15 protein-coding genes are annotated in these 20,119 nt (G+C 74.3%); 10 read left to right on the forward strand and 5 right to left on the reverse strand.

Going from position 1 to position 20,119, the window contains the following annotated elements:
* Nucleotides 1-31 precede the first annotated feature (31 nt).
* From GA0074704_RS16055 to GA0074704_RS16070, 4 genes are all read left to right on the forward strand, one after another.
* Complete coding sequence (locus tag GA0074704_RS16055) at nt 32-1,156, forward strand: baeRF2 domain-containing protein (protein WP_088971258.1); 1,125 nt, start codon at nt 32-34, stop codon at nt 1,154-1,156.
* On the forward strand, nt 1,149-2,912 hold the full coding sequence (locus GA0074704_RS16060; protein ID WP_088971259.1) for a thiamine pyrophosphate-binding protein: 1,764 nt from the start codon (nt 1,149-1,151) through the stop codon (nt 2,910-2,912). Before GA0074704_RS16055 ends, GA0074704_RS16060 begins: the two co-directional genes overlap by 8 nt.
* Nucleotides 2,913-3,219: 307 nt before the next feature.
* Entirely contained in the window at nt 3,220-4,590 is a 1,371-nt protein-coding gene (locus GA0074704_RS16065) for a hypothetical protein (protein WP_088973725.1), read from the forward strand.
* A 266-nt stretch (nt 4,591-4,856) separates the two neighbouring features.
* Nucleotides 4,857-5,996 (forward strand): SigB/SigF/SigG family RNA polymerase sigma factor, encoded by a 1,140-nt coding sequence (locus GA0074704_RS16070; protein WP_088971260.1) that lies wholly within the window; start codon nt 4,857-4,859, stop codon nt 5,994-5,996.
* Between the two features lie 359 nt (nt 5,997-6,355).
* Here the strand turns inward: GA0074704_RS16070 and ctaD are convergent, their stop codons facing one another.
* From ctaD to GA0074704_RS16100, 5 genes are all read right to left on the reverse strand, one after another.
* The gene (gene ctaD / locus GA0074704_RS16080) at nt 6,356-8,359 is read right to left on the reverse strand and encodes an aa3-type cytochrome oxidase subunit I (RefSeq protein ID WP_088971261.1); all 2,004 of its coding nucleotides are present in this window, start codon (nt 8,357-8,359) and stop codon (nt 6,356-6,358) included.
* Between the two features lie 87 nt (nt 8,360-8,446).
* Nucleotides 8,447-9,175 carry an ATP-binding protein gene (locus tag GA0074704_RS16085; RefSeq protein ID WP_088971262.1) on the reverse strand — a complete coding sequence of 243 codons (729 nt, stop codon included), beginning with the start codon at nt 9,173-9,175 and terminating at the stop codon, nt 8,447-8,449.
* Between the two features lie 88 nt (nt 9,176-9,263).
* Entirely contained in the window at nt 9,264-9,728 is a 465-nt protein-coding gene (locus tag GA0074704_RS16090) for a DUF4383 domain-containing protein (protein ID WP_088971263.1), read from the reverse strand.
* Nucleotides 9,729-9,873: 145 nt separating this feature from the next.
* Nucleotides 9,874-11,031 carry a glycosyltransferase gene (locus tag GA0074704_RS16095; RefSeq protein ID WP_088971264.1) on the reverse strand — a complete coding sequence of 386 codons (1,158 nt, stop codon included), beginning with the start codon at nt 11,029-11,031 and terminating at the stop codon, nt 9,874-9,876.
* A 112-nt stretch (nt 11,032-11,143) separates the two neighbouring features.
* Nucleotides 11,144-12,127, reverse strand: coding sequence for a glucosyl-3-phosphoglycerate synthase (locus GA0074704_RS16100; RefSeq protein ID WP_231926923.1), 984 nt, complete (start codon nt 12,125-12,127; stop codon nt 11,144-11,146).
* 249 nt (nt 12,128-12,376) lie between these two features.
* Here GA0074704_RS16100 and GA0074704_RS16105 point away from each other — a divergent pair, with 249 nt between their 5' ends.
* The 6 genes from GA0074704_RS16105 to GA0074704_RS16130 all read left to right on the forward strand — a co-directional run bounded on the left by GA0074704_RS16105 (nt 12,377) and on the right by GA0074704_RS16130 (nt 20,114).
* Nucleotides 12,377-13,378 carry a Gfo/Idh/MocA family protein gene (locus tag GA0074704_RS16105; RefSeq protein ID WP_088971266.1) on the forward strand — a complete coding sequence of 334 codons (1,002 nt, stop codon included), beginning with the start codon at nt 12,377-12,379 and terminating at the stop codon, nt 13,376-13,378.
* The gene (locus GA0074704_RS16110; protein WP_088971267.1) at nt 13,371-14,459 is read left to right on the forward strand and encodes a zinc-binding dehydrogenase; all 1,089 of its coding nucleotides are present in this window, start codon (nt 13,371-13,373) and stop codon (nt 14,457-14,459) included. Before GA0074704_RS16105 ends, GA0074704_RS16110 begins: the two co-directional genes overlap by 8 nt.
* A gap of 35 nt (nt 14,460-14,494) precedes the next feature.
* Nucleotides 14,495-16,234, forward strand: coding sequence for an ABC transporter ATP-binding protein (locus GA0074704_RS16115; protein WP_088971268.1), 1,740 nt, complete (start codon nt 14,495-14,497; stop codon nt 16,232-16,234).
* Between the two features lie 100 nt (nt 16,235-16,334).
* Entirely contained in the window at nt 16,335-18,629 is a 2,295-nt protein-coding gene (gene secA2 / locus GA0074704_RS16120) for an accessory Sec system translocase SecA2 (protein WP_088971269.1), read from the forward strand.
* A 165-nt stretch (nt 18,630-18,794) separates the two neighbouring features.
* Nucleotides 18,795-19,535: a GAF and ANTAR domain-containing protein gene (locus GA0074704_RS16125; protein ID WP_088973726.1), complete on the forward strand. Its 741-nt coding sequence runs from the start codon at nt 18,795-18,797 to the stop codon at nt 19,533-19,535.
* Nucleotides 19,536-19,610: 75 nt separating this feature from the next.
* Nucleotides 19,611-20,114 carry a DUF2231 domain-containing protein gene (locus tag GA0074704_RS16130; protein WP_088971270.1) on the forward strand — a complete coding sequence of 168 codons (504 nt, stop codon included), beginning with the start codon at nt 19,611-19,613 and terminating at the stop codon, nt 20,112-20,114.
* Nucleotides 20,115-20,119: the final 5 nt, after the last annotated feature.

Genomic DNA, 20,119 nt, shown 5'->3' on the forward strand with positions numbered 1-20,119 from the left:
TGCGGAGGGCCGAGCCGGAAAGGGGTCGAGCATGCAGCTGTCCTTCCTGCGTCCGCTCTACGACCGTCCCGGGCCGTGGTGCTCGGTCTATCTGGACGCCTCCCGGGACACCCACGATGCGCATCCCCAGGTCGACCTGCGGTGGCGAGCCCTCAAGGGCAACCTGCTGGAGCAGGGCGCCGACCCGGCGACCATCGACGCGGTCGAACGGGTGGTGCGCGGCCACGATCCGATGGCGGGGGACTACGGCCTGGCGGTGTTCGCCACCGGTGGCCGCGTGGTGCTCACCGAGTACCTCTCCGCGCCACCGCTGCGCGACCTCGCCACCTGGTCCACCCTGCCGCACACCATGCCGCTGGTGGCCCAGCGCGGCGAACAGGTCGCCTGGGTGCGGGTGCTCGCCGACCGTACCGGTGCCGACGCCGTCGCGGTCAGCGCCGGCGGGGTGCCGCGCCGGGCCAGCGTGCAGGGCCGGGAGAGCTACCAGCTGCGCCGGGTGCAGCCCGGCGGCTGGTCCCAGTCCCGCTACCAGCGGGCCGCCATGGAGGCCTGGCACCACAACGCCGGCGACGCCGCGGCGGCCACCGTGGAGCTTGCCGAGAAGGTCGGCGCCGACGTGGTCGTGGTGGCCGGCGACATCCGGGCGACCGGCATGATCGCCGCCCAGCTGCCCGAACGCTGGCAGGACGTGCTGGTCCGCACCGACGCCGGCAAGCGCGCCGGTGGCGCCGACCCGGTCCGGATGGACGACCTGACCGTGCAGACCATCGCCGAGGTGGCCGACCAGCGGATCACCGCCGCGCTGGACCGCTTCGGCATGCAGGAGGACGTGGGCGCCGGCCTGGACGCCGTGGTCTCCGCACTGCAACGCAACCAGGTCGACACCATGCTGATCGTGGACGACGCCTCCGCCGACGGCGAACTCTGGATCGGCCCCGACCCGACCGAGATCGCCACCGACCCGGCCCAGCTGGCCGCCATGTCCGTCAGCGACCCGCAGCGGGTCCGGGCCGACGCCGCGCTGCTGCGGGCGGTGGCCGGCACCGACGCCGAACTCACCGTCCTCGCACCCGAGGAGGCGCCGGAGCTCACCGACGGCGTGGGCGCGGTCCTGCGCTTCGTGGACGCCAGCACCCCGGGTCGGGGCAATGGCTGAGCGGACCGCGGCCCACCTGGTGGTCGAGCGGCTGCGCGCCTGGCGGGTGCCGCGGGCGTTCGGCTACCCCGGGTGGGCGATCGCCCCTCTGGTGGAGGCGCTGGACGCGTCCGGCGGAGACCCGGAGTTCGTGCCGGCCCGGCACGAGGAGACGGCGTCCTTCATGGCCACCGGACACGCCAAGTTCACCGGCGGCATCGGCGTCTGCCTGGCCACCCAGGGGCCCAGCGCGGTGCACCTGCTCAACGGCCTCTACGACGCGAAGCTCGACAGCAAGCCGGTGGTGGCCATCGTCGGCGAGGACATCACCGGGCCGCTGGGCGCCGCGCACCAGGAGATCGGCCTGAGCCGGCTCTTCGGGGACGTGTGCAACCAGTTCGTCCGGTACGCGCGCAGCCCGGAACAGGTCCCCGCGGTGCTGGACCAGGCGTTCCGCACCGCGGCGGCGACCCGCAGCCCGGTCTGCGTGGTGCTGCCCCGGGCGGTGCAGGTCGCGCCGATGCCCGACCGCCACCCGCAGGACGGCCGGATCGTCTCGGCCACCCCCGGGGAGCCGCTGGCCCGGGTCCTGCCGCACGACGGTGACCTGGACGCCGCCGCGTCGCTGCTGCGTACCGCGCACCGGGTGGCGATCCTGGTCGGCCAGGGCGCCCGGGACGCCGCCCCGGAGATCGTCGCGCTGGCCGACCGGCTGGGCGCGGGCGTGGCCACCTCGCTGCTCGGCAAGCCGGTGCTCGACGAGCGGCTGCCGTTCCACACCGGGGTGCTCGGCGAGGTCGGCACCCCGGCCAGCGCCCAGCTGATGGGGGGTTGCGACACCCTGCTGATGGTGGGCACCACCGAGCCGTGGACGGACTACCTGCCGATGCCCGGGCAGACCCGTACGGTGCAGATCGACATCGACGGGCGCCGGATCGGCAACCACTACCCGATCGAGGTGACGCTGGTGGGCGACGCCGCCGAGACGCTGCGGGCCCTGCTCGACCGGGTGCCGCACCGGCGCAACGAGGACTGGCGGGGCGTCGTCGAGACGACGGTGGAGGGCTGGCGGGGCCAGGCCGCCGAGCGGGCCAGCGACCCCGCCGAGCCGGTGAACCCGCAGCTGGTGCTGCACGAGCTGTCGTCCCGGCTGCCGTCGGCCGGAGCGGTCGCCGTGGACGTCGGCTCGGTGCTCTACTGGTACGCCCGCCACCTGGAACTGCCCCCCGGGGTCAACGCGCAGCTGTGCGGCACGCTCGGCTCGATGGGCTGCGCCCTGCCGTACGCGGTCGCCGCCAAGCTCGCCCGGCCGGACCAGCCGGTGGTCGCGCTGCTCGGCGACGCGGCGATGCAGCTCAACGGCCTCGCCGAGCTGATCACCGTGGCCCACCACTGGCCGGAGTGGAGCGACCCGCGGCTGGTGGTGCTGGTGCTCAACAACCGCGACCAGTCCGGGATGGGCAGCGGCCGGCGGCTGCCCGCCACGGCCGCCGACCGGCTGCCCGACGTGCCGTACGCCGGCTGGGCCCGGCTGCTCGGGCTGCACGGCGTCCGGGTGGACCGGCCGGAGCTGGTCGGCCCGGCCTGGGACGAGGTGCTCGCCGCGGACCGGCCCGCCGTCCTGGAGGCCGTCGTCGACGCGCGGGTGCCGCTGGCCCCGCCGGAGCCGGCCTTCGCGGACCTGCGCGGTGTCTTCGCGGCCGGCGACGCCGCGCGGCGGGTCCGCGACCGGATGCTGGAGACCTCGATGACCGTGGAGGCCGAGGACATCCGGTAGGGGTGGCCGTCGGATCGGTTCGGCGGGGGTGGGGGACTGACGTCCCTCACCTCCGCCATTGGTCGGCGCGGGTCGGTATGCGCGGCCCGGGGCTCGCGTTCCCCGCTGCCCGCCCGCGGGGCCGCTGGGGCCGATGGTCGCCGCTCGGCCCCAACCGCCGCCGCGTAAGGGATTGACCCCACCGGGGGGCGGATGCCCGTTTAGACCCGATCGGGACGGGAAGCCGGGCCGCGTGGTGAGCAGCGAACGAGGCAGGGTCGAACCGGCGCAAGAGGCGCACCGGGAACTCACGGCGGCGCACGCCGGTCTGGCCGGCGACCGGGTCGTCGCCGTCAACAGCACCGCCCGGGTGCTGGTGGCGGCGGCGGCCCGGGCCCTGCGCGGCGCCGACTGCGCCGACCTTGGTGGGCCGCGGCCGATGTCCCGATTCCCCGGCACCCCGGACCCGGTACGCCGCGCGGCGGCCACCCGGGCCGCCACGAGGGTCGCCCTGACCCCCGCCCAGACCGCGGAGGTCGACGCCGCACGGGTGGCGGACTGGCTGGTCGGGCAGTACCCGCGCCGCCGCTACCCGGGAGTGCTGCTGGGCTCGGCGCACGGGGCCGCGGCGCACCTGGCGGCCGCGCTGGACATGCCCTGGCTGCCGGCCTCGTTCGAGATGTCGGTGCACTGGAGCCGGGGGGCGGTGGACCAGCCCCGGGCCGCCCTGGACCACGGCGCCGCGCTCACCGCCCGACTGCTCGCCGGCAACCCCGACGTGCACGTACGCCAGGTGCACTGCCCGGCCAGCCGGGGCGCGCTGGCCGGCGCCACCGTCTCGCTGTCGGTGCGCTGGCGGACGCTGCCGGTGGCGTACCGGCGGTTCCTCGCCGACCGGCTGCACCCCGGTGGCGCGGTGCTGTTGCTACGCGACGCCCGCACCTGGCCCGTGCTCGACGAGGGGCTGGGGCACAGCTTCCAGGTCGGCTCGCCGGCCAGCGGGCTGGAGCCCGTCGACTTCCATCCCGACTCGCACGCCCTGCGCCAGGTGCTCCGTTCGGCCGGCGGTGACGGTGCCCGGTGGGAGCCGCCGGAGGTCACCGCGCCCCGGGAACCCGCCGAGACCGGGGTGGACGCCGGCTTCACCGACAGCGTGGCGGTCTGGTCCGGGCGGCACGGCCACCCGCTGCACCGGGTGCTGTTCCCCCAGCCCGAGGCGCTCAGCGCGGCCACCGCCGACCTGTACCGCGGCTGGCTGCGGCGGGCCGGCAAGACGGGGGACCGGCTGGTGGTGGAGTGCGGGCGGCTGCTCGACCCGTGGCAGGTGGTCCGGGCCGGGCTGGTGCCGTACTGGTGCGAGAACGCGACCCGGCGGCGGGTGGAGGGGGTGGAGTGGTGGCTCGCCGGCAGCGAGCCGTTCAGCTCGGTCGACGTACTCCCGGAGCCGCCCGGGGTCCGCTCCCCGGCGCTGGCCGGGCTGCCGCAGTGGCTCGCGGTGGCCGCGTTCGGGCGGCGGCGCCGGGCCCTGGACCGCGGCTCCGCGCGCGGCTACCCGGTCTCCTCGGTGCCCACCTCCCGGGCCACCGAGGTGCTGCGCAACCAGCCGTACGACCTGCCCACGCCGCCGCCGTTGCCGGTGGCCGACGCGCTCGGGGCGTTGCGGGACGGCGGTGCCGCGCAGGGGCTCGTGCTGCGCTGACCGGCCGAAACCGCGCGCCGTCGCCCGTTGCGGCGGGCCCGGCGGGCCAGCCTGCCGAAACTTCCTCGCGAACCCTGGGTTGCGTGATTGAGTACCTACGGAGCGGGAACACCGCTCGCTGCGACGGCCTGATCATGCCGTGCTGCGTGCGGTCGCCGCCGTTGGCATCCCATGTCACGTAACCCAACTTCCGGCCCGGTGCGTGGTCCGACCACGCGCACGACCGGTTCCCATCCGGGCGGGGGACCTTCCTGAGGGAGGCGCGGATGTTCGGACAGACGACCACGACCACACCGCCGGCCACCGAGCGGGGCCTGGAGGACCTCGACGCCGCCGCACTGGCGTACGCGGCCCGCATCGAGGGCCTGCCACCCGAGCGGCGGCAGGAGGCGCGCGACGACCTCGTCCGGTTCGCCCTGCCCTTCGCCGGCCGGCTGGCCCGCCGGTACCGGGGGCGCGGCGAACCGCTGGAGGACCTGGAACAGGTGGCTCGGCTCGGGCTGGTCAACGCCGTCGACCGGTACGACCCGGAACGGGGCTCGTTCACCGCGTACGCCGCGATCACCATCGTCGGCGAGATCAAACGGCACTTCCGGGACCGGACGTGGGGCGTGCACGTGCCGCGCCGGCTGCGCGACCTGATCCTCGAGGTCGGTCAGGCCACCGCGGCGCTGACCAGCGAGCTGTCCCGCGCGCCCACGGTGGCGGAGCTGGCCGAGCGGCTGGAGACCCCGGAGGAGGAGATCCTGGCCGCGCTGGAGTCGGCCGCCGGCTACAGCCCGGCGTCGCTGAACGCGCCGGTCGGCGGGGAGAGCTCGGCCGAGTTCGGCGACCTGGTCGGCGAGTCGGACAACGCGCTGGAGTCGGTGGACGACCGGGTCACGGTCAGCGGGCTGCTGCACCGGTTGCCCTGGCGTGAGCGGCGGATCCTCGCGATGCGCTTCTACGGCAACCAGACCCAGGCGGAGATCGCCGCGCGGTTCGGCATCTCGCAGATGCACGTCTCCCGGCTGCTGTCCCGGGCGTTGACGTGGCTGCGCCAGGCGATGCTCGCCGACGCCCCGCCGCCCTGGCAGAACGGCGCCGCCGAGTCCGGCACGACCAGGTCGAAGATCTCGGTGAAGCAGAACGGCGACCGGGTGGTCGTCGAGGTCGGCGGCGAGATCGACCGCGACGGCGCGGACCAGCTGCGCCGGGCGGTGCTGGAGGCGGTCACCGGCCAACCCAGCGAGGTGGTGGTGGACCTGGTGGGCGCCGGTGGCTTCGACGCCGGCGGGATCGCCGCCCTGATGGCCGGCCGGGACGCCGCCGCCTGTACGGGCGTGCCGTTGCGGCTGACCCGGGTGCAGCCGGCGGTCCGCCGCTCGCTCACCGCGGCCGGCCTCGCCGCCACCGTCGACGCCTGACCCACGCCACCACCGGAGCCCCGGCCCGCACCCGCGCGCCGGGGCCCCACCCTCCCCACCCACCCGGCCCCGGCCCCGGCCCCGGCCCCGGCCCCGGCCCCGGCCCCGGCCCCGGCCCCGGCCCCGGCCCCGGCCCCGGCCCCGGCCCCGGCCCCGGCCCCGGCCCCGGCCCCGGCCCCGGCCCCGGCCCCGGCCCCGGCCCCGGCCCCGGCCCCGGCCCCGGCCCCGGCCCCGGCCCCGGCCCCGGCCCCGGCCTCGGCTCGGCCCGGCTCGTTGATCATGAAGTTAGCGGCGATGTGGATCTCTTTCCGTGCCGCTAACTTCATGATCAACGGGTGCCCTCGGGTCCGCCCGGGGGGTCAGTGGTCTTCGGGGTCGCTCTTGGTGTGGGGGTGGCGCCAGCGTTCGTTGGGCTGGGGCGCCCGTTCGGCGCCGAGGGTGTCGGTCTCCGGCGCGTCGGTCTGCTCGAAGCTGGGCCGGCGGATCTCCTCCGGCTCCGGCACCTCGACCGGCCGGGCGCCGGACTGCGGCGCCGGGTGGTACGCGACCGCCTCCCGGGCGCCGTGCGCGCCCTCGGCCGCCGGCGACTCGGGGATGTGCCGCTCGTGCCGGAACTCCTCGCGGAACTCCTGCGGCGGCCGGGTGGTGCGCTGCGGCAGGTCGCGGCCGAGGTCGGCGACGAGTTCGCCGTACTTGGCGTCGAAGGCGGGGCGCTCGGAGCGGATCCGGGGCATCCGGTCGAAGTTGCGCAGCGGCGGGGGACAGGTGGTGGCCCACTCCAGCGAGTTGCCGAAGCCCCAGGGATCGTCCACGGTGACCATCGCCCCGTACCGCCAGGACTTCCAGACGTTGTACATGAAGAACAGCGTCGACGCGCCGAGCACGAACGAACCCACCGTGGAGATCTCGTTCAGGACGGTGAACCCGTCCTGCGGCAGGTAATCGGCGTACCGGCGGGGCATGCCCTCGGCGCCGAGCCAGTGCTGCACCAGGAACGTGGCGTGGAAGCCGATGAACATCGTCCAGAAGTGCAGCTTGCCCAGGCGTTCGTCGAGCAGCCGGCCGGTCATCTTCGGGAACCAGAAGTAGACGCCGCCGAAGGCGGCGAAGACGATCGTCCCGAAGAGCACGTAATGGAAGTGGGCGATGACGAAGTAGCTGTCGGTCACCTGCCAGTCAACCGGTGGGCTGGCCAGCAGCACGCCGGTCAACCCGCCCAGCAGGAAAGTCACCAGAAAGCCGACGGCGAAGAGCATCGGCGTCTCGAAGGTGAGCTGGCCCTTCCACATGGTGCCGATCCAGTTGAAGAACTTCACCCCGGTCGGCACGGCGATCAGATAGCTGAGGATGCTGAAGAACGGCAACAGCACTTGTCCGGTGCCGAACATGTGGTGCGCCCACACGCTCATCGACAGCACGGTGATCGCGATGGTGGCCAGCACCAGACCGGTGTAACCGAAGATCGGTTTGCGGGAGAAGACCGGAATGATCTCGGTGATTATGCCGAAGAACGGCAGCGCCACGATGTAGACCTCGGGATGGCCGAAGAACCAGAACAGGTGCTGCCACAGCATCGGCCCGCCCGTGGTCGGATCATAGACGTGCGAGTGCAGGAGCCGGTCCGAGGCCAGCGCCAGCAGGGCCGCGGCCAGCAGTGGGAAGACCAGGATCACCAGGACGCTGGTGAGCAGCAGGTTCCAGGTGAAGATCGGCATCCGGAACATGGTCATGCCGGGCGCACGCAGGGTCAGCACCGTGGTGATCAGGTTGACCGCGCCGAGGATGGTGCCCAGGCCGGAGATCACCAGCCCCACCACCCACATGTTCGCGCCCACCCCCGGACTGTGCTGGGCGGTGCTCAGCGGGGTATATGCGAACCAGCCGAAGTCGGCCGCGCCACCCGGGGTGAAGAACCCGCCGAGCACGATCGATCCGCCGAAGAGGTACAGCCAGTACGCGAAGGCGTTGAGCCGCGGGAACGCGACGTCCGGCGCCCCGATCTGGAGCGGGACGATGTAGTTGCCGAAGGCGAACACCAGGGGCGTCGCGAAGAGCAGCAGCATGATCGTGCCGTGCATGGTGAACGCCTGGTTGTACTGCTCGGGGGAGAGCAACTGCATGCCCGGGCGGGCGAGTTCGGCCCGGAGCAGTAGTGCCAGCACGCCGCCGATGAGGAAGAACACGAAGGATGTGATCAGGTACAGCAGACCGATCTGCTTTGCGTCGGTGGTACCGAGCAGTTTGATCAGTTTGTTGCCTGGCAGTGCCGAGCGTACCGGGCCGGGATAGCCGCCGAACCGGGCCGGCGCCAGGATGGCGGGCCCCCGGTCGTGTGCCGGCTCCGTGACTACCCGTTTGGGCATGGCTCTCACCCCGTCGTGACGGCGGAAAGGACGGGCGTGGCTACCCGACCCACCACCCATAAAACCAGGCGAGAGGGGAAAATTCGGTCAGTTTGCCGGTAGCATCGCCCAGACGACCTTGCCGTTGCCCGCGGGCGAGCTGCCCCAGCGCTGGGTCAGGTCCCGGACCAGCATGAGCCCCCGGCCGCCCTCGGCGCGCAGGTCCATGGTCCGCGAGCGGATCTCCTCGTGGCTCTCGTCGAAGACGGCGAGGTGCAGGTACGGCCGGCGCAGGGTGACGGTGACCCGCATCGGGGTGCCGGCGTGGCGGACCACGTTGCCGACCAGTTCGCTGAGCACGAGCGACGCCGGTCCGACCGCCTCGGGCAGGTTCCACCGCCCGCACGCCTCGGTCACCAGCTCCCGGGCCCGCCGGCAGGCGCCCGCCACCGGCTCCAGCCGGGCGCGGAGCCGGGGTGCCGCCGCCGCGCCGACCGTCCGGGTGGCCTCCGCGCAGTCCGGGCTGACCGGCACCACCCGGCAGACCGTGGACTCGGCCAGCCAGGCGGCGGCGTCGGCCGGCGGGGAGCAGAGCACCATCGGCACCGCGGGCCAGCTCGCGGCCTGCCGGGCCGCGGCGGCGAAGACGGAGAGCGCCAGCCGGTCCTTAACCTGCACCTCGGTCAGGTCCACCACCAGGGCGTCGGGCTGCTCGGACAGGCAGCGGTCCAGCACGCCGTGCACCGGGCGCATCGTGCCGGTGTCCAGGCCGCCGGCGAGCCGGACGACGGTCACCGGCGTCCGGTCGTCGACCTGGCACCTGATCCGGCTCGGCATGGCGGCCCTCGTTTCCGTGGTGGCGATGGCCTGCGAACTACCCGGGGCGTACCGGGGTCAAACCGGACGGAGGGCCGGTCGCGGCCGCTCAGTGGTGACGGCGACCACGGGTGGTGAGCAGGCCGAGCGCGATCATGCCGACGCCGAGCAGCAGGTGCAGCCAGTTGTCGGCGTTGTTCACCGGGATGAAGTTCGCGCCGCTGGAGTGGTCGACCACCACGCCGTAGACCCAGAGCACCAGATAGATCGCCCCGCCGCCGATCAGGAAGGTCCGCGCGCCGGAGATGGTCCGGGACAGCGCGAGGCCGGCGACGCCGAAGGCCAGGTGTACGAGATTGTGCAGCACGGAGACCTGGAACACCCCCAGCAGCTTCGCCCCCGACCCGTGGCCGGCGACGGAGAGGTCCGCGAAGGGGGTGGTGATCCCGGGCACGAAGCCCAGCACACCGATGACCAGGAAGATCACGCCGGCCGTGGCGGCGGCCCGGCGTACCGGGGAGTGCCCGTCGGCCGGTCCCCGGCGGCCCCGGCTGTGCGCCATCGCGTTGGCCATCACGCGCTCCCTCCGTGCCCCGGTGTGCCGGTGCGGCGGGTTCCCCGGCCGCCGCGCCGACAAACGCGGGCGCGACCGCCGCGCCGACGAACGCGGGCCCGGTCCGCCGTGGTGGCGGACCGGGCCCGTCGGGGACGGGGCGGGTTCAGACCGGCTGAAGCCGCCGGGCCCCGGACAGCGCGCGGACCCGCTCGTAGAGGTCCACGTACTTCTCGGCCATCACCGCGGGGGTGAACCGGGTGGCCGCCTCCCGCCGGCACTCGTCCGGGTCGAGCAGGCCGGCCGCCATCACCAGGTCACCCAGCTCCTCCTCGTCGGTGGTGAGCAGCCCGGTGCGGCCGTGCTCGATCAGCTCCGGCAGGCAGCCCCGCGCGGTGGAGACCACCGGCGTACCCAGGGCCAGGGACTCGACCACGGCGGTGCCGCCGGGCTCCTCCCAGCGCAGCGGGAACAGCGACGCGCGGGCCCCGGCGAGCAGGTCGTCGCGCTCCTGGCCGGCGACCGTGCCGACCCAGCGGACCAGGTCGCCGTCGACGTGCGGGGCCACGTGTTCGTAGAAGAACCGCACGTCGGGGTTCTGCCGGGCCTCGTCGCCCGCGGCGGCCAGGTCCTCCGGTCGGTGGTACGGCCCGACCGGGCCGGCCAGCACCAGCGGGAAGCCGGCCTGCCGCGCCAGCCGGGCGCCGACGTCCTGGCCCTTGCCCGGGTTGATCCGGCCCAGGATGATCATGTAGTCGCCCTTGTCCACCCGGGGTCGGCGGTCGGCGTCGACCGCGAGCGGGGTGGACAGGTGCACGTGCCCGACCGAGTGGTCCCGCAGCGCCTGCGGCGCCCGGGCCAGCTGCGAGGCCGACACGCCGTTGACCCGCACCCGGTCGCCGCCGTCGAGGTTGCCGTACAGCTCCGGGTGCTTGGCCAGGTCCCAGTGCAGGGTGTGCAGCACCGGCGGCGCGTCCGGACCCATCGCGGCCATCGTCGCCAGCCCGACCGCCTCGACGTGGTCGTGCACCAGGTCGATGTCGTCGCGGGAGTGCAGCGCCCGCACCACCCCGCCCAGGTGCGCCTGGGAGACCCCGCAGACCTGGTTGTACGGCCGCTGGAGGGCGTGGAACTGGCCGTCGGGGAAGACGGAGATCTTCTCGTCCACCGGCAGGGTGCTGGTCTCCACCGAGGCGAGGACGACGCGCACCCCGAGTCGCCGCAGCTCGGGCACCAGGGTGGCGATGACGTTCTCGATACCGCCGTAGCCGGGCGGTGGCACGGAGAGCCAGGGACCGGCGTTCATCAGGACCGTGAGACTCATCGTGCGGGGTTCCTTCCTTCGGCGCGGCCACCCGGGGGCGTCCGCTCTGCGCCACCGACCGGCCACCGCGGCCGGGCGTGTCGTCGTACTCCTGGCCGGTGCGGCCGTACCCTCACGCGGCCGCCACCCGGCGGCGCGGAACCCGGTGCCGCAGCTGCGCCAACGGCGGCCGCTCCTGCACCGAGACGTCGCTGACCACGATCTCCCGCTCCAGGTTGGGCAGCGCCTCGGAGCCACCCCGCCGGAACTGGGTCAGCAGCGGCGCCGGTACGGTGCCGGGGCTGGCCCAGCCGCGCCGCTGCAACCGCGACCACGCGGTGTGCATGATCTGCGCCGACATCCGGCCCAGCGCCGCGGTGTCCTGGTGGCGGTGCTTGCGCTCGCCGAGGTCGACCTGGGCCAGCGCGTCCAGCCCGACCAGCTCCAGCAGGTCGATCAGCATGGCCGTCTCCACGCCGTAGCCGGAGACGAACGGCACCTGGGCCAGGACGTCACGACGGCCGGCGTACTCGCCGGCCAGCGGTTGCACGAATCCGGCCAGCTCCGGCCAGAACAGGTTGAGCAACGGTCGGGCCATCAACTCGGTCACCCGGCCGCCGCCGTCCTGCTCCACCGTGGAGGAACCGACCAGGGGCCGGTGGTAGAAGCCCTTGACGAAGTCGACGGACGGGTCGGTCAGCAGCGGGCCGACCAACCCGGTGACGAAGTGCGGCCGGAACTCGCGCAGGTCCGCGTCGATGAAGGCGACCACGTCGCCCTCCGCCGCGGCCAGCCCGGCCCAGAGCGCGTCGCCCTTGCCGGTCAGTCGCGGCAGGCCGCGGGTCATCGCGTCCTGGCTGACCACCTCGGCACCGGCGGCGCGGGCCACCTGCGCGGTCCGGTCGGTGGACCGGGAGTCGACGACGATGAGTTCGTCGACCAGCGGGACGCGGTCGACCAGGTGCTCCCGGATCGTCGACACGATGGCGCCGACGGTGGCTTCCTCGTTGCGTGCGGGCAGCACCACGCTCACCCTGGTGTCGCCCTTGGCCTGCATCAGCCGTCGCGGCGTCCATTCCGACGCCGTGGTGGTCCGGTACGTCGCCCAGGCCTCCACCACCGGAGAGACGGTCGATTCAGTATCCCGCACGGGCACACCCCCAGATCGTGGCGGAAACGCAGAGCTTCTTTTCCCAGCCTTGGCCCCGCGCTAACCGGTTTTGTCGCTTACAGCTTGATCACGAAGATCACACCAGCCGGTTCCGGGCAGATGAACGGCTGATTGCGCCGCCCGATGGTTTGGCGTGGAGTCCAGCCGGGGAGAGCTGCGGACGAAACGTGAAACCGTGGCGAGAGGGTTCGTTTGATGCGCACGTGCCGGGTGGGACTGGTAGGGGCCGGCGGGGTGGCGCAACGCCACGCGCGGGTGTTGGGCGGATTCGAGGACGTCGAGATCCTGGGCGTGACCGACGTGTCGCGGGAGGCCGCCGAGGCGCTGGCCGGCGAGCACGGCGCGGGCACCTTCGCCGACGTCGAGGAGCTGCTCGCCGCCGGGCCGGACGCGGTGTACGTCTGCGTGCCACCGTTCGCGCACGGGCCGGTGGAGGAGGCGGTGATCGCCGCCGGGGTGCCGATGTTCGTGGAGAAGCCGGTCGCCGTCGACCTGGAGACCGCCGAGCGGATCGCCGCCCTGGTGGAGGAGAAGGGCCTGCTCACCGCGGTCGGCCACCACTGGCGTTACCTGCACGTCGTGGAGCAGGCCCGCGAGCTGCTGGCCGACCGTCCGGTGCGGATGGTCAACGGGGCCTGGCTCGACAAGGTGCCGCCGGTGGCCTGGTGGGCGGTGCGGGACCGCTCCGGCGGCCCGGTCGTCGAGCAGGCCGCCCACGTGCTGGACCTGGTCCGCGCGCTGGTCGGGGAGGCGGTCGAGGTCACCGCGTACGGCGACGGCACTCCGCCGCCGGTGGACGGGGCCGACATCGACTCGGTCACCGCGGCCACCCTGCGCTTCGCCGGCGGCGCCGTCGGCACCCTGGCCGCCGCCTGCGTGCTGACCTGGAAGCACCGGGCCGGGCTGGAGATCCTCGCCGACGGGCTGGCCCTGTCGCTGGCCGAGGACGGCCTGACCATCCGGGACGCCGGCGGCGAGCGCCGCGTCGAGTCCGACCCGGACGGCGCCCGGGTGGCCGTCGACCGCGCCTTCGTCGACGCCGTACGCGGGGTCGGCGACGACGTACGCGTCCCGTACGCCGAGGCGCTGCGTACCCAGCGACTGGCCCTCGCCGTCGCCGAGAGCGCCCGCACCGGCCGCCCGGTCGGCCTGCCCACAGCGCCGCTGGCCACCGCGGGGGTGAGCGTCGATGCGTGACCGGGTGGTCGCCGTCACCGGCCCCGGCCGGGTGGAACTGGTCGAACAGGACGCCACCGAGCTGCCCGAGGGCAGCTTCCGGGTGGAGACGCTGTTCAGCGGGGTCTCCGCCGGCACCGAGCTGAGCTTCGTCAAGGGCACCAACCCCTACCTCAACGTGACCTGGAACCCGGGTCTCGGGCTGTTCCAGCCCGGCGAGGCGAGCACCCCGTACCCGGTCACCCGGCTGGGCTACATGCAGGTGGGGCGGGTGGTGGAGAGCCGTACCCCGGCCATCGCCGTCGGCGCCGTCGGCGCGATGACCTACGGTCACCGCAGCGGGTACGTCGCCGACCCGCTCGCCGAGCGCTTCGTCCCGCTCCCCGACGACCTGGACCCGATGCTCGGCGTCTACGTCGCCCACATGGGACCGATCTGCGCCAACGGCGTGCTGCACGCGGCGGCCGACCTGTACGGCACCGACGTCCGTTCGCTCGGCGACGGGGTCCGCGGGCGGCGGGTCGCGGTGGTCGGCAGCGGGGTCGTCGCCCTGCTCACCGCGCTGTTCGCCAAGCGGCACGGCGCCGCCTCGGTGGTGGTGCTGGACCCGACGCCGCAGCGCCGGGCGGTCGCCGAGGCGCTCGGCCTGGAGACCCTCGACCCGGACGCCGACGACCCGGCCGTGGTGCTCAAGACCCGCTGGAACCACGCGGCCGGTGACCGGGGCGCCGACGTGGTGTTCCAGTGCCGCGGGCAGTCCTGGGCGATGCAGCTCGCGCTGCGCCTGCTGCGCCCGCAGGGCACCGTGATCGACCTGGCCTTCTATCAGGGTGGCGCGGACGAGGTCCGGTTCGGCGAGGAGTTCCACCACAACGGGCTGTCGCTGCGCTGCGCCCAGATCGGCCGGGTGCCGCGCGGGCTCGCCCCGACCTGGGACCGGGAGCGGCTCTCCGCGGAGACCATCGAACTGCTGCGCCAGTACGGCGACCTGATCCGCAAGCACCTGGTCACCGCGGTGGAGCCGCTCGCCGACGCGCCGACGGTGCTGACCGAGCTGGCCGAGCGTCGCCGCTCCGAGCTGCAGGTGGTGTTCACCGGCTGACGGCGGCGGCCCGTACCCGGGCTACCGTCTTCGGCATGACCGTCGACGACCGGCGGGTCGGCCTCGCCGCCCTGCTGCCGTACCTGCGCGCCCACCGCGGCACCCTCGCCGTGGTGGGCGCGTTGTCGCTGGCCGGCGCCGCCGCCTCGCTGGGCCAGCCGCTGCTCACCCGGACCGCGCTGGACCGGGTGGCCGCCGGCCTGCCGGCGGCCGGACTGATCGGTGTGCTGGTCGTCCTGGTGGTGCTCGGCGCCGCGCTCGGCGGGATCCGCGACTACCTGCTCCAACGCACCGCCGAGGGGCTGGTGCTCGGCACCCGGCGCCGGCTGGCCGGACACCTGCTGCGGCTGCCGATCGCCGAGTACGACCGGCGGCGCACCGGTGACCTGCTCTCCCGCGTCGGGTCGGACACCACCCTGCTGCGGGCGGTGGTCACCTCCGGGCTGTTCGAGACCGTCACCGGGGCGATCATGGTGGTCGCCGCCGCGACGGCGATGCTGCTGCTCGACCCGGTGCTGTTCGGGGTGACCCTGGCCGGGGTGGCGCTCGGGGTCGGCTTCGCCCTCACCGTCGCCCGCCGGGTCCGCGGCATGGCCCGCCGGGCCCAGGAACGGATCGGCGAGATGACCTCCGCGGTCGAGCGGGCCCTGTCGGCCGCCCGGACCATCCGGGCCGCCCGGGCCGAGGACCGGGAGACGGCGGCCGTCGGGGCCAGCGCCGAGGCGGCGTACGCGGCCGGGCTGCGGGTCGCCCGGGTGCAGGCCTGGGTGGGGCCGGTCAGCACGATCAGCATCCAGGGCGCGTTCCTGCTGGTGCTCGCCGTCGGCGGGGCCCGGGTGGCCGGCGGGGCGATCAGCGTCGGTGACCTGGTCGCCTTCGTGATGTACCTGTTCTTCCTGGTCCTGCCGCTCGGCCAGGCGGTGCACGCGTACACCCAGCTGCAGACCGGGTTGGGCGCGTTGCAGCGGATCGAGGAGATGCTGGCCGTCCCGCTGGAGGGCACGGCCGACCGGCCGGCCGTCGACGGGCCGGTGCCGGCCGGCCCGGCCGCGATCGAGTTCGACCGGGTGAGCTTCGGCTACCCGGGCGGCACGTCGGTGCTGCACGAGGTCAGCTTCACCGTGCCCGCCGGCAGCCGGACCGCGCTGGTCGGCCCCTCCGGCGCCGGCAAGTCGACGCTGCTGGCCCTGGTGGAACGCTTCTACGAGGTGAGCGCCGGTTCGCTGCGGCTGGACGGCGTGGACGTGCGCGAGCTGCCGCGCGACGCGCTGCGCGCCCGGCTCGGCTACGTCGAGCAGGAGGCGCCGGTGCTCGCCGGCACGCTGCGGGCGAACCTGCTGATCACCGCCCCCGGGGCCACCGAGGCGCAGCTGCTGGCCGCCCTCGACGAGGTCAACCTCGCTCACCTGGCCACCCGCTCGGAGCAGGGGTTGGACGTGCAGGTGGGGGAGGGTGGGGTGCTGCTCTCCGGTGGTGAGCGGCAGCGGCTGGCCATCGCCCGGGCGCTGCTGGCCGGGCCGCCGGTGCTGCTGCTCGACGAGCCGACCAGCAACCTGGACGCCCGCAACGAGGCGGCGCTGCGCCGGGCCATCGACGCGGTGGCGTCGCGGCGGACCCTGTTGATCGTGGCGCACCGGCTCGCCACGGTGGTCGACGCCGACCAGATCGTGGTCCTCGACGGCGGCCGGGTGGTGGCGGTCGGCACGCACGACGAGCTGACCGCCGGCAACGACCTCTACCGGGAGCTGGCCGCCCACCAGCTGCTCGTCGGTTGACCCGGCTGACCAGGGCGAACGGGCTCGCCGGGGGACATCTTGCCCGACCGGGGACGGGCGGACCACGAAAGTCGCGTCGGTTCGCGTACCGTTGCCGCTCATGGGTGTGTCGCAACGGTTGAAGACCAGGTTCCGGCGGTTCCTCCAGCGCCCGGGGACGACGGTCGACCTGGCTCCGCTGGAGAAGCTGCTGCCGGCCGTGGAGGCCCGCGAGGACGAGCTGAAGGCGCTCGACGACGCCGGGCTGACCGAGGCCGCCGGGGCCGCCGAGGGCTACACCGAGATCTGCGCGATCGGCCGCGAGGCCGCCCGCCGCGGCCTCGACCAGCGCCCGTACGACGTGCAGCTGCTCGGCGCGATGGCGCTGCTCTCCGGCAAGGTCGCCGAGATGGCCACCGGTGAGGGCAAGACGCTCACCGCCACGATCGCCGCGTACGGCCACGTCCGGATGGGCAACGGGCCGGTGCACGTGCTCACCGTCAACGACTACCTGGCCCGCCGCGACGCCCAGTGGATGGAGCCGGTCTACACCCTGCTCGGGCTGAGCGTCGGCTGGGTCAACGAGGCGTCCACCCCCGACGAGCGGCGGGCCGCGTACGCCTGCGACGTCACCTACGTCTCGGTCAGCGAGGCGGGCTTCGACTACCTGCGCGACCAGCTGGTGACCGACCTCGAGGACCGGGTCCAGCCGCCGCTGGCCACCGCGATCGTCGACGAGGCCGACTCGATCCTGATCGACGAGGCCCGGGTGCCGATGGTCCTGGCCGGCGCGGTCGCCGGCGAGCAGGACCCGGTGCACGCCGCGGCCGGCCTGGTCCGGGGCCTGCGCAAGGGTAAGCACTACACCGTCGCCGAGGACGGCCGCAGCGTCGCGTTCACGTCCGCGGGGCTGGCCGCGGTCGAGGCGAAGCTCGGCGGGATCGACCTGTACGACACCGAGCACGTCGCGCAGCTCTCCGCGGTCAACGTGGCGCTGCACGCGCACGCCCTGCTGCACCGCGACGTCGACTACATCGTCCGCGACGGCTCGGTGGAGCTGATCGACGAGATGCGCGGCCGGGTGGCGCAGCGCCGCCGCTGGCCCGACGGGTTGCAGGCGGCGGTCGAGGCCAAGGAGGGGCTGGACGCCACGGCCGAGGGCGAGGTGCTGGGCACCATCGCCGTGCAGGCGTTCATCGGCCTCTACCCGCGGGTCTGCGGGATGACCGCGACCGCGGTGCTGGTCGGCGACCAGCTGCGCGAGTTCTTCGGCCTGGAGGTGGCGGTGATCCCGCCGAACACCCCCTGCGTCCGCGAGGACGAGCCGGACCGGATCTACGCCACCCGGGCCGAGAAGGAGGAGGCGCTGGTCGACGAGATCAAGCGCAACCACGAGCGCGGGCGGCCGGTGCTGGTCGGCACCCTGGACGTGAAGGAGTCCGAGGGGCTGGCCGCGGCCCTGCACGCCGCCGGGGTGCCCTGCGCGGTGCTCAACGCCAAGAACGACGACGAGGAGGCGGCGATCATCGCCGAGGCCGGCGCGTACGGCGCGGTGACCGTCTCCACCCAGATGGCCGGCCGGGGCGTGGACATCCGCCTGGGCGGCAGCGACCAGGCCGACCGGGACCGGGTGGCCGACCTCGGCGGGCTCTACGTCATCGGCAGCGGCCGGCACGACAGCCGCCGGGTCGACGACCAGCTGCGCGGGCGGGCCGGCCGCCAGGGCGACCCGGGTGGCTCGGTCTTCTTCGTCAGCCTGGAGGACGAGCTGGTCGTGCGGCACGCCGCCGACGCGGTGCCGGCGTCGCCCCGGATGAACGCCGACGGCCTGGTCACCGACGACCAGGTCGACTACGCCGTGGAGCACGCCCAGCGGGTCGCCGAGGGCGTCAACCACGAGATCCACCGCAACACCTGGCGCTACAGCGTGGTCGTCGAGCAGCAGCGCAAGGCCCTGGCCGAGCGCCGGGAGCGGCTGCTGACCAGCGACGTGGCCGCGCTGATGCTGCTGGAGCGGGAGCCGGAGAAGGCCGGCGAGATGGACGAGGACCTGCTCGCCCGGGCCGCCCGGTCGATCGCGCTCTACCACACCGACCGGCTCTGGGCCGAGCACCTGGCCGAGTTGTCGGAGGTCCGCGAGGGCGTGCACCTGCGCGCGCTGGGCCGGCTCGACCCGCTGGACGAGTTCCACCGCGCCGCGGTGCCCGCGTTCACCAACCTGATCCCGGAGATCGAGCGGCGGACCATCGCCACCTTCGAGGAGACCGAGTTCGCCGAGGACTGGGAGCCGGACGCCTCGAAGCTGGTCCGCCCGACGGCCACCTGGACCTACCTGGTGCACGACAACCCGTTCGGCTCGGAGCTGGACCGGCTGATCGCCGCGGTGGGCCGCCGGCTCAGCGCCGGCTCGCGCTGACGTACCAGGGGTCCCCTCCGGCGCCGGAGGGGACCCCTTTACGCGGTTTCGATCCTGGTTTGCGAGGGTAGTAGCGCGGGGCTCACGAGTCGGCAGAGAGATCGGGACGATGACACAGGCAACGGGGCCGGTGGCAGGCGGCGGGTGCACGGGGACCGCGGGCCGGTGAACCTGGACACGCGGGAGCCCACGATCGACACCATCGGCGTACTCGAGACGGCCGCGCTGCTGCGCGAGCTGACCGCCGGGCTGATCGCCGTCGACGACTTCGACCGGGCGCTGGCCGAGCTGGTCCGCATCGCCAGCGCCGCCGTACCGGGCGTGACCTGGTGCGGCTTCACCGCGCTGCGGGCCGGGGAGCCGGCCGGGGTGGCGGCCTCCGACGACCGGCTGGCCGAGCTGGACGACCTGCGGCACGGGCCGGACTCACCGGCGATGAGCGCCATCCGCCGCCGGGAGATGACCAGCTCCGAGGAGCTCGACGGCGAGCAGCGCTGGCCGTCCTGGACGGCCCGGGCCCGCCGGCTCGGCGTACGCGGGGTGATCTCCGCGCCGGTCGACGTGGACGAGCAGGTGATCGGCGCGATCAACCTGTACGCCGACGCCCCGGGCGCGCTGACCACCCGGCACCAGCTCACCGCGATGCTGCTCGCCGAGCACGCCGGCCTGCTGCTGGCCGCCGTACGCGACCGGGCGCGGCGTACCGCCGAGGCCGGGGAGCGGGACTCGGCGCTGCTCGCCGACGGCGTGGTCGGTCAGGCCATCGGCGTGATCATGACCCAGCGCGGCTGCCCGGCGCCGGAGGCGCTGGACGTGCTGCGCAGCGCCGCCTCGTCGTTGGACATCCCGCTGCGCGAGGTGGCCGAGCGGCTGGTGCTGACGGTCTCCCGGTCCAGGGCGGGCTGATCCGAGATCGTTTCGCCCCGGTTGCGCCCGGGTAGCACCCTGGACTGGTGCACCGTGCCGACCTGGGAGGAAACGATGGAGAGCCGACTGCGGGTGCAGGGCCACCCCATCCAACCGATGCTGGTGACGTTCCCGTTCGGGCTCTTCGTCAGTGCCACCGTCTTCGACCTGGCGGACCTGGCCGGTGGGCCGGCGTTCCTCGGTGAGGTGGGCTACTGGACGGCGGTGGCAGCCCTGGCCGCCGCCGCGCTGACCGCGATCGCCGGGATGGTCGACCTGTGGGACGTCCGGGCCGACCGGACCCGCCGCACCGCGGTCACCTTCAACGTGGTGAACGTGCTGATGGCCGGCCTGTTCCTGGTCTCCTGCCTGGTCCGCGCGCACTCCCCGCAGCGTGGCGCCTCGGGCGTGCTGCTCGGCGTCGAGCTGCTCGCCCTGCTGGCCGGCGCGATCGGGGTGGCGGCCGGGGCCCGGCTGATGCGCCAGTTCGACCGCCGGCGCCGGGCCGAGTCCAGCGGCATCGACGCCCTGCGCGGCGTTGCGGGCTCCACCGTGGAGATCGTCCGCCCGCGCGCCTGACCCGC

Source organism: Micromonospora siamensis (assembly GCF_900090305.1).
In the GTDB taxonomy this organism is placed as follows: domain Bacteria; phylum Actinomycetota; class Actinomycetes; order Mycobacteriales; family Micromonosporaceae; genus Micromonospora; species Micromonospora siamensis.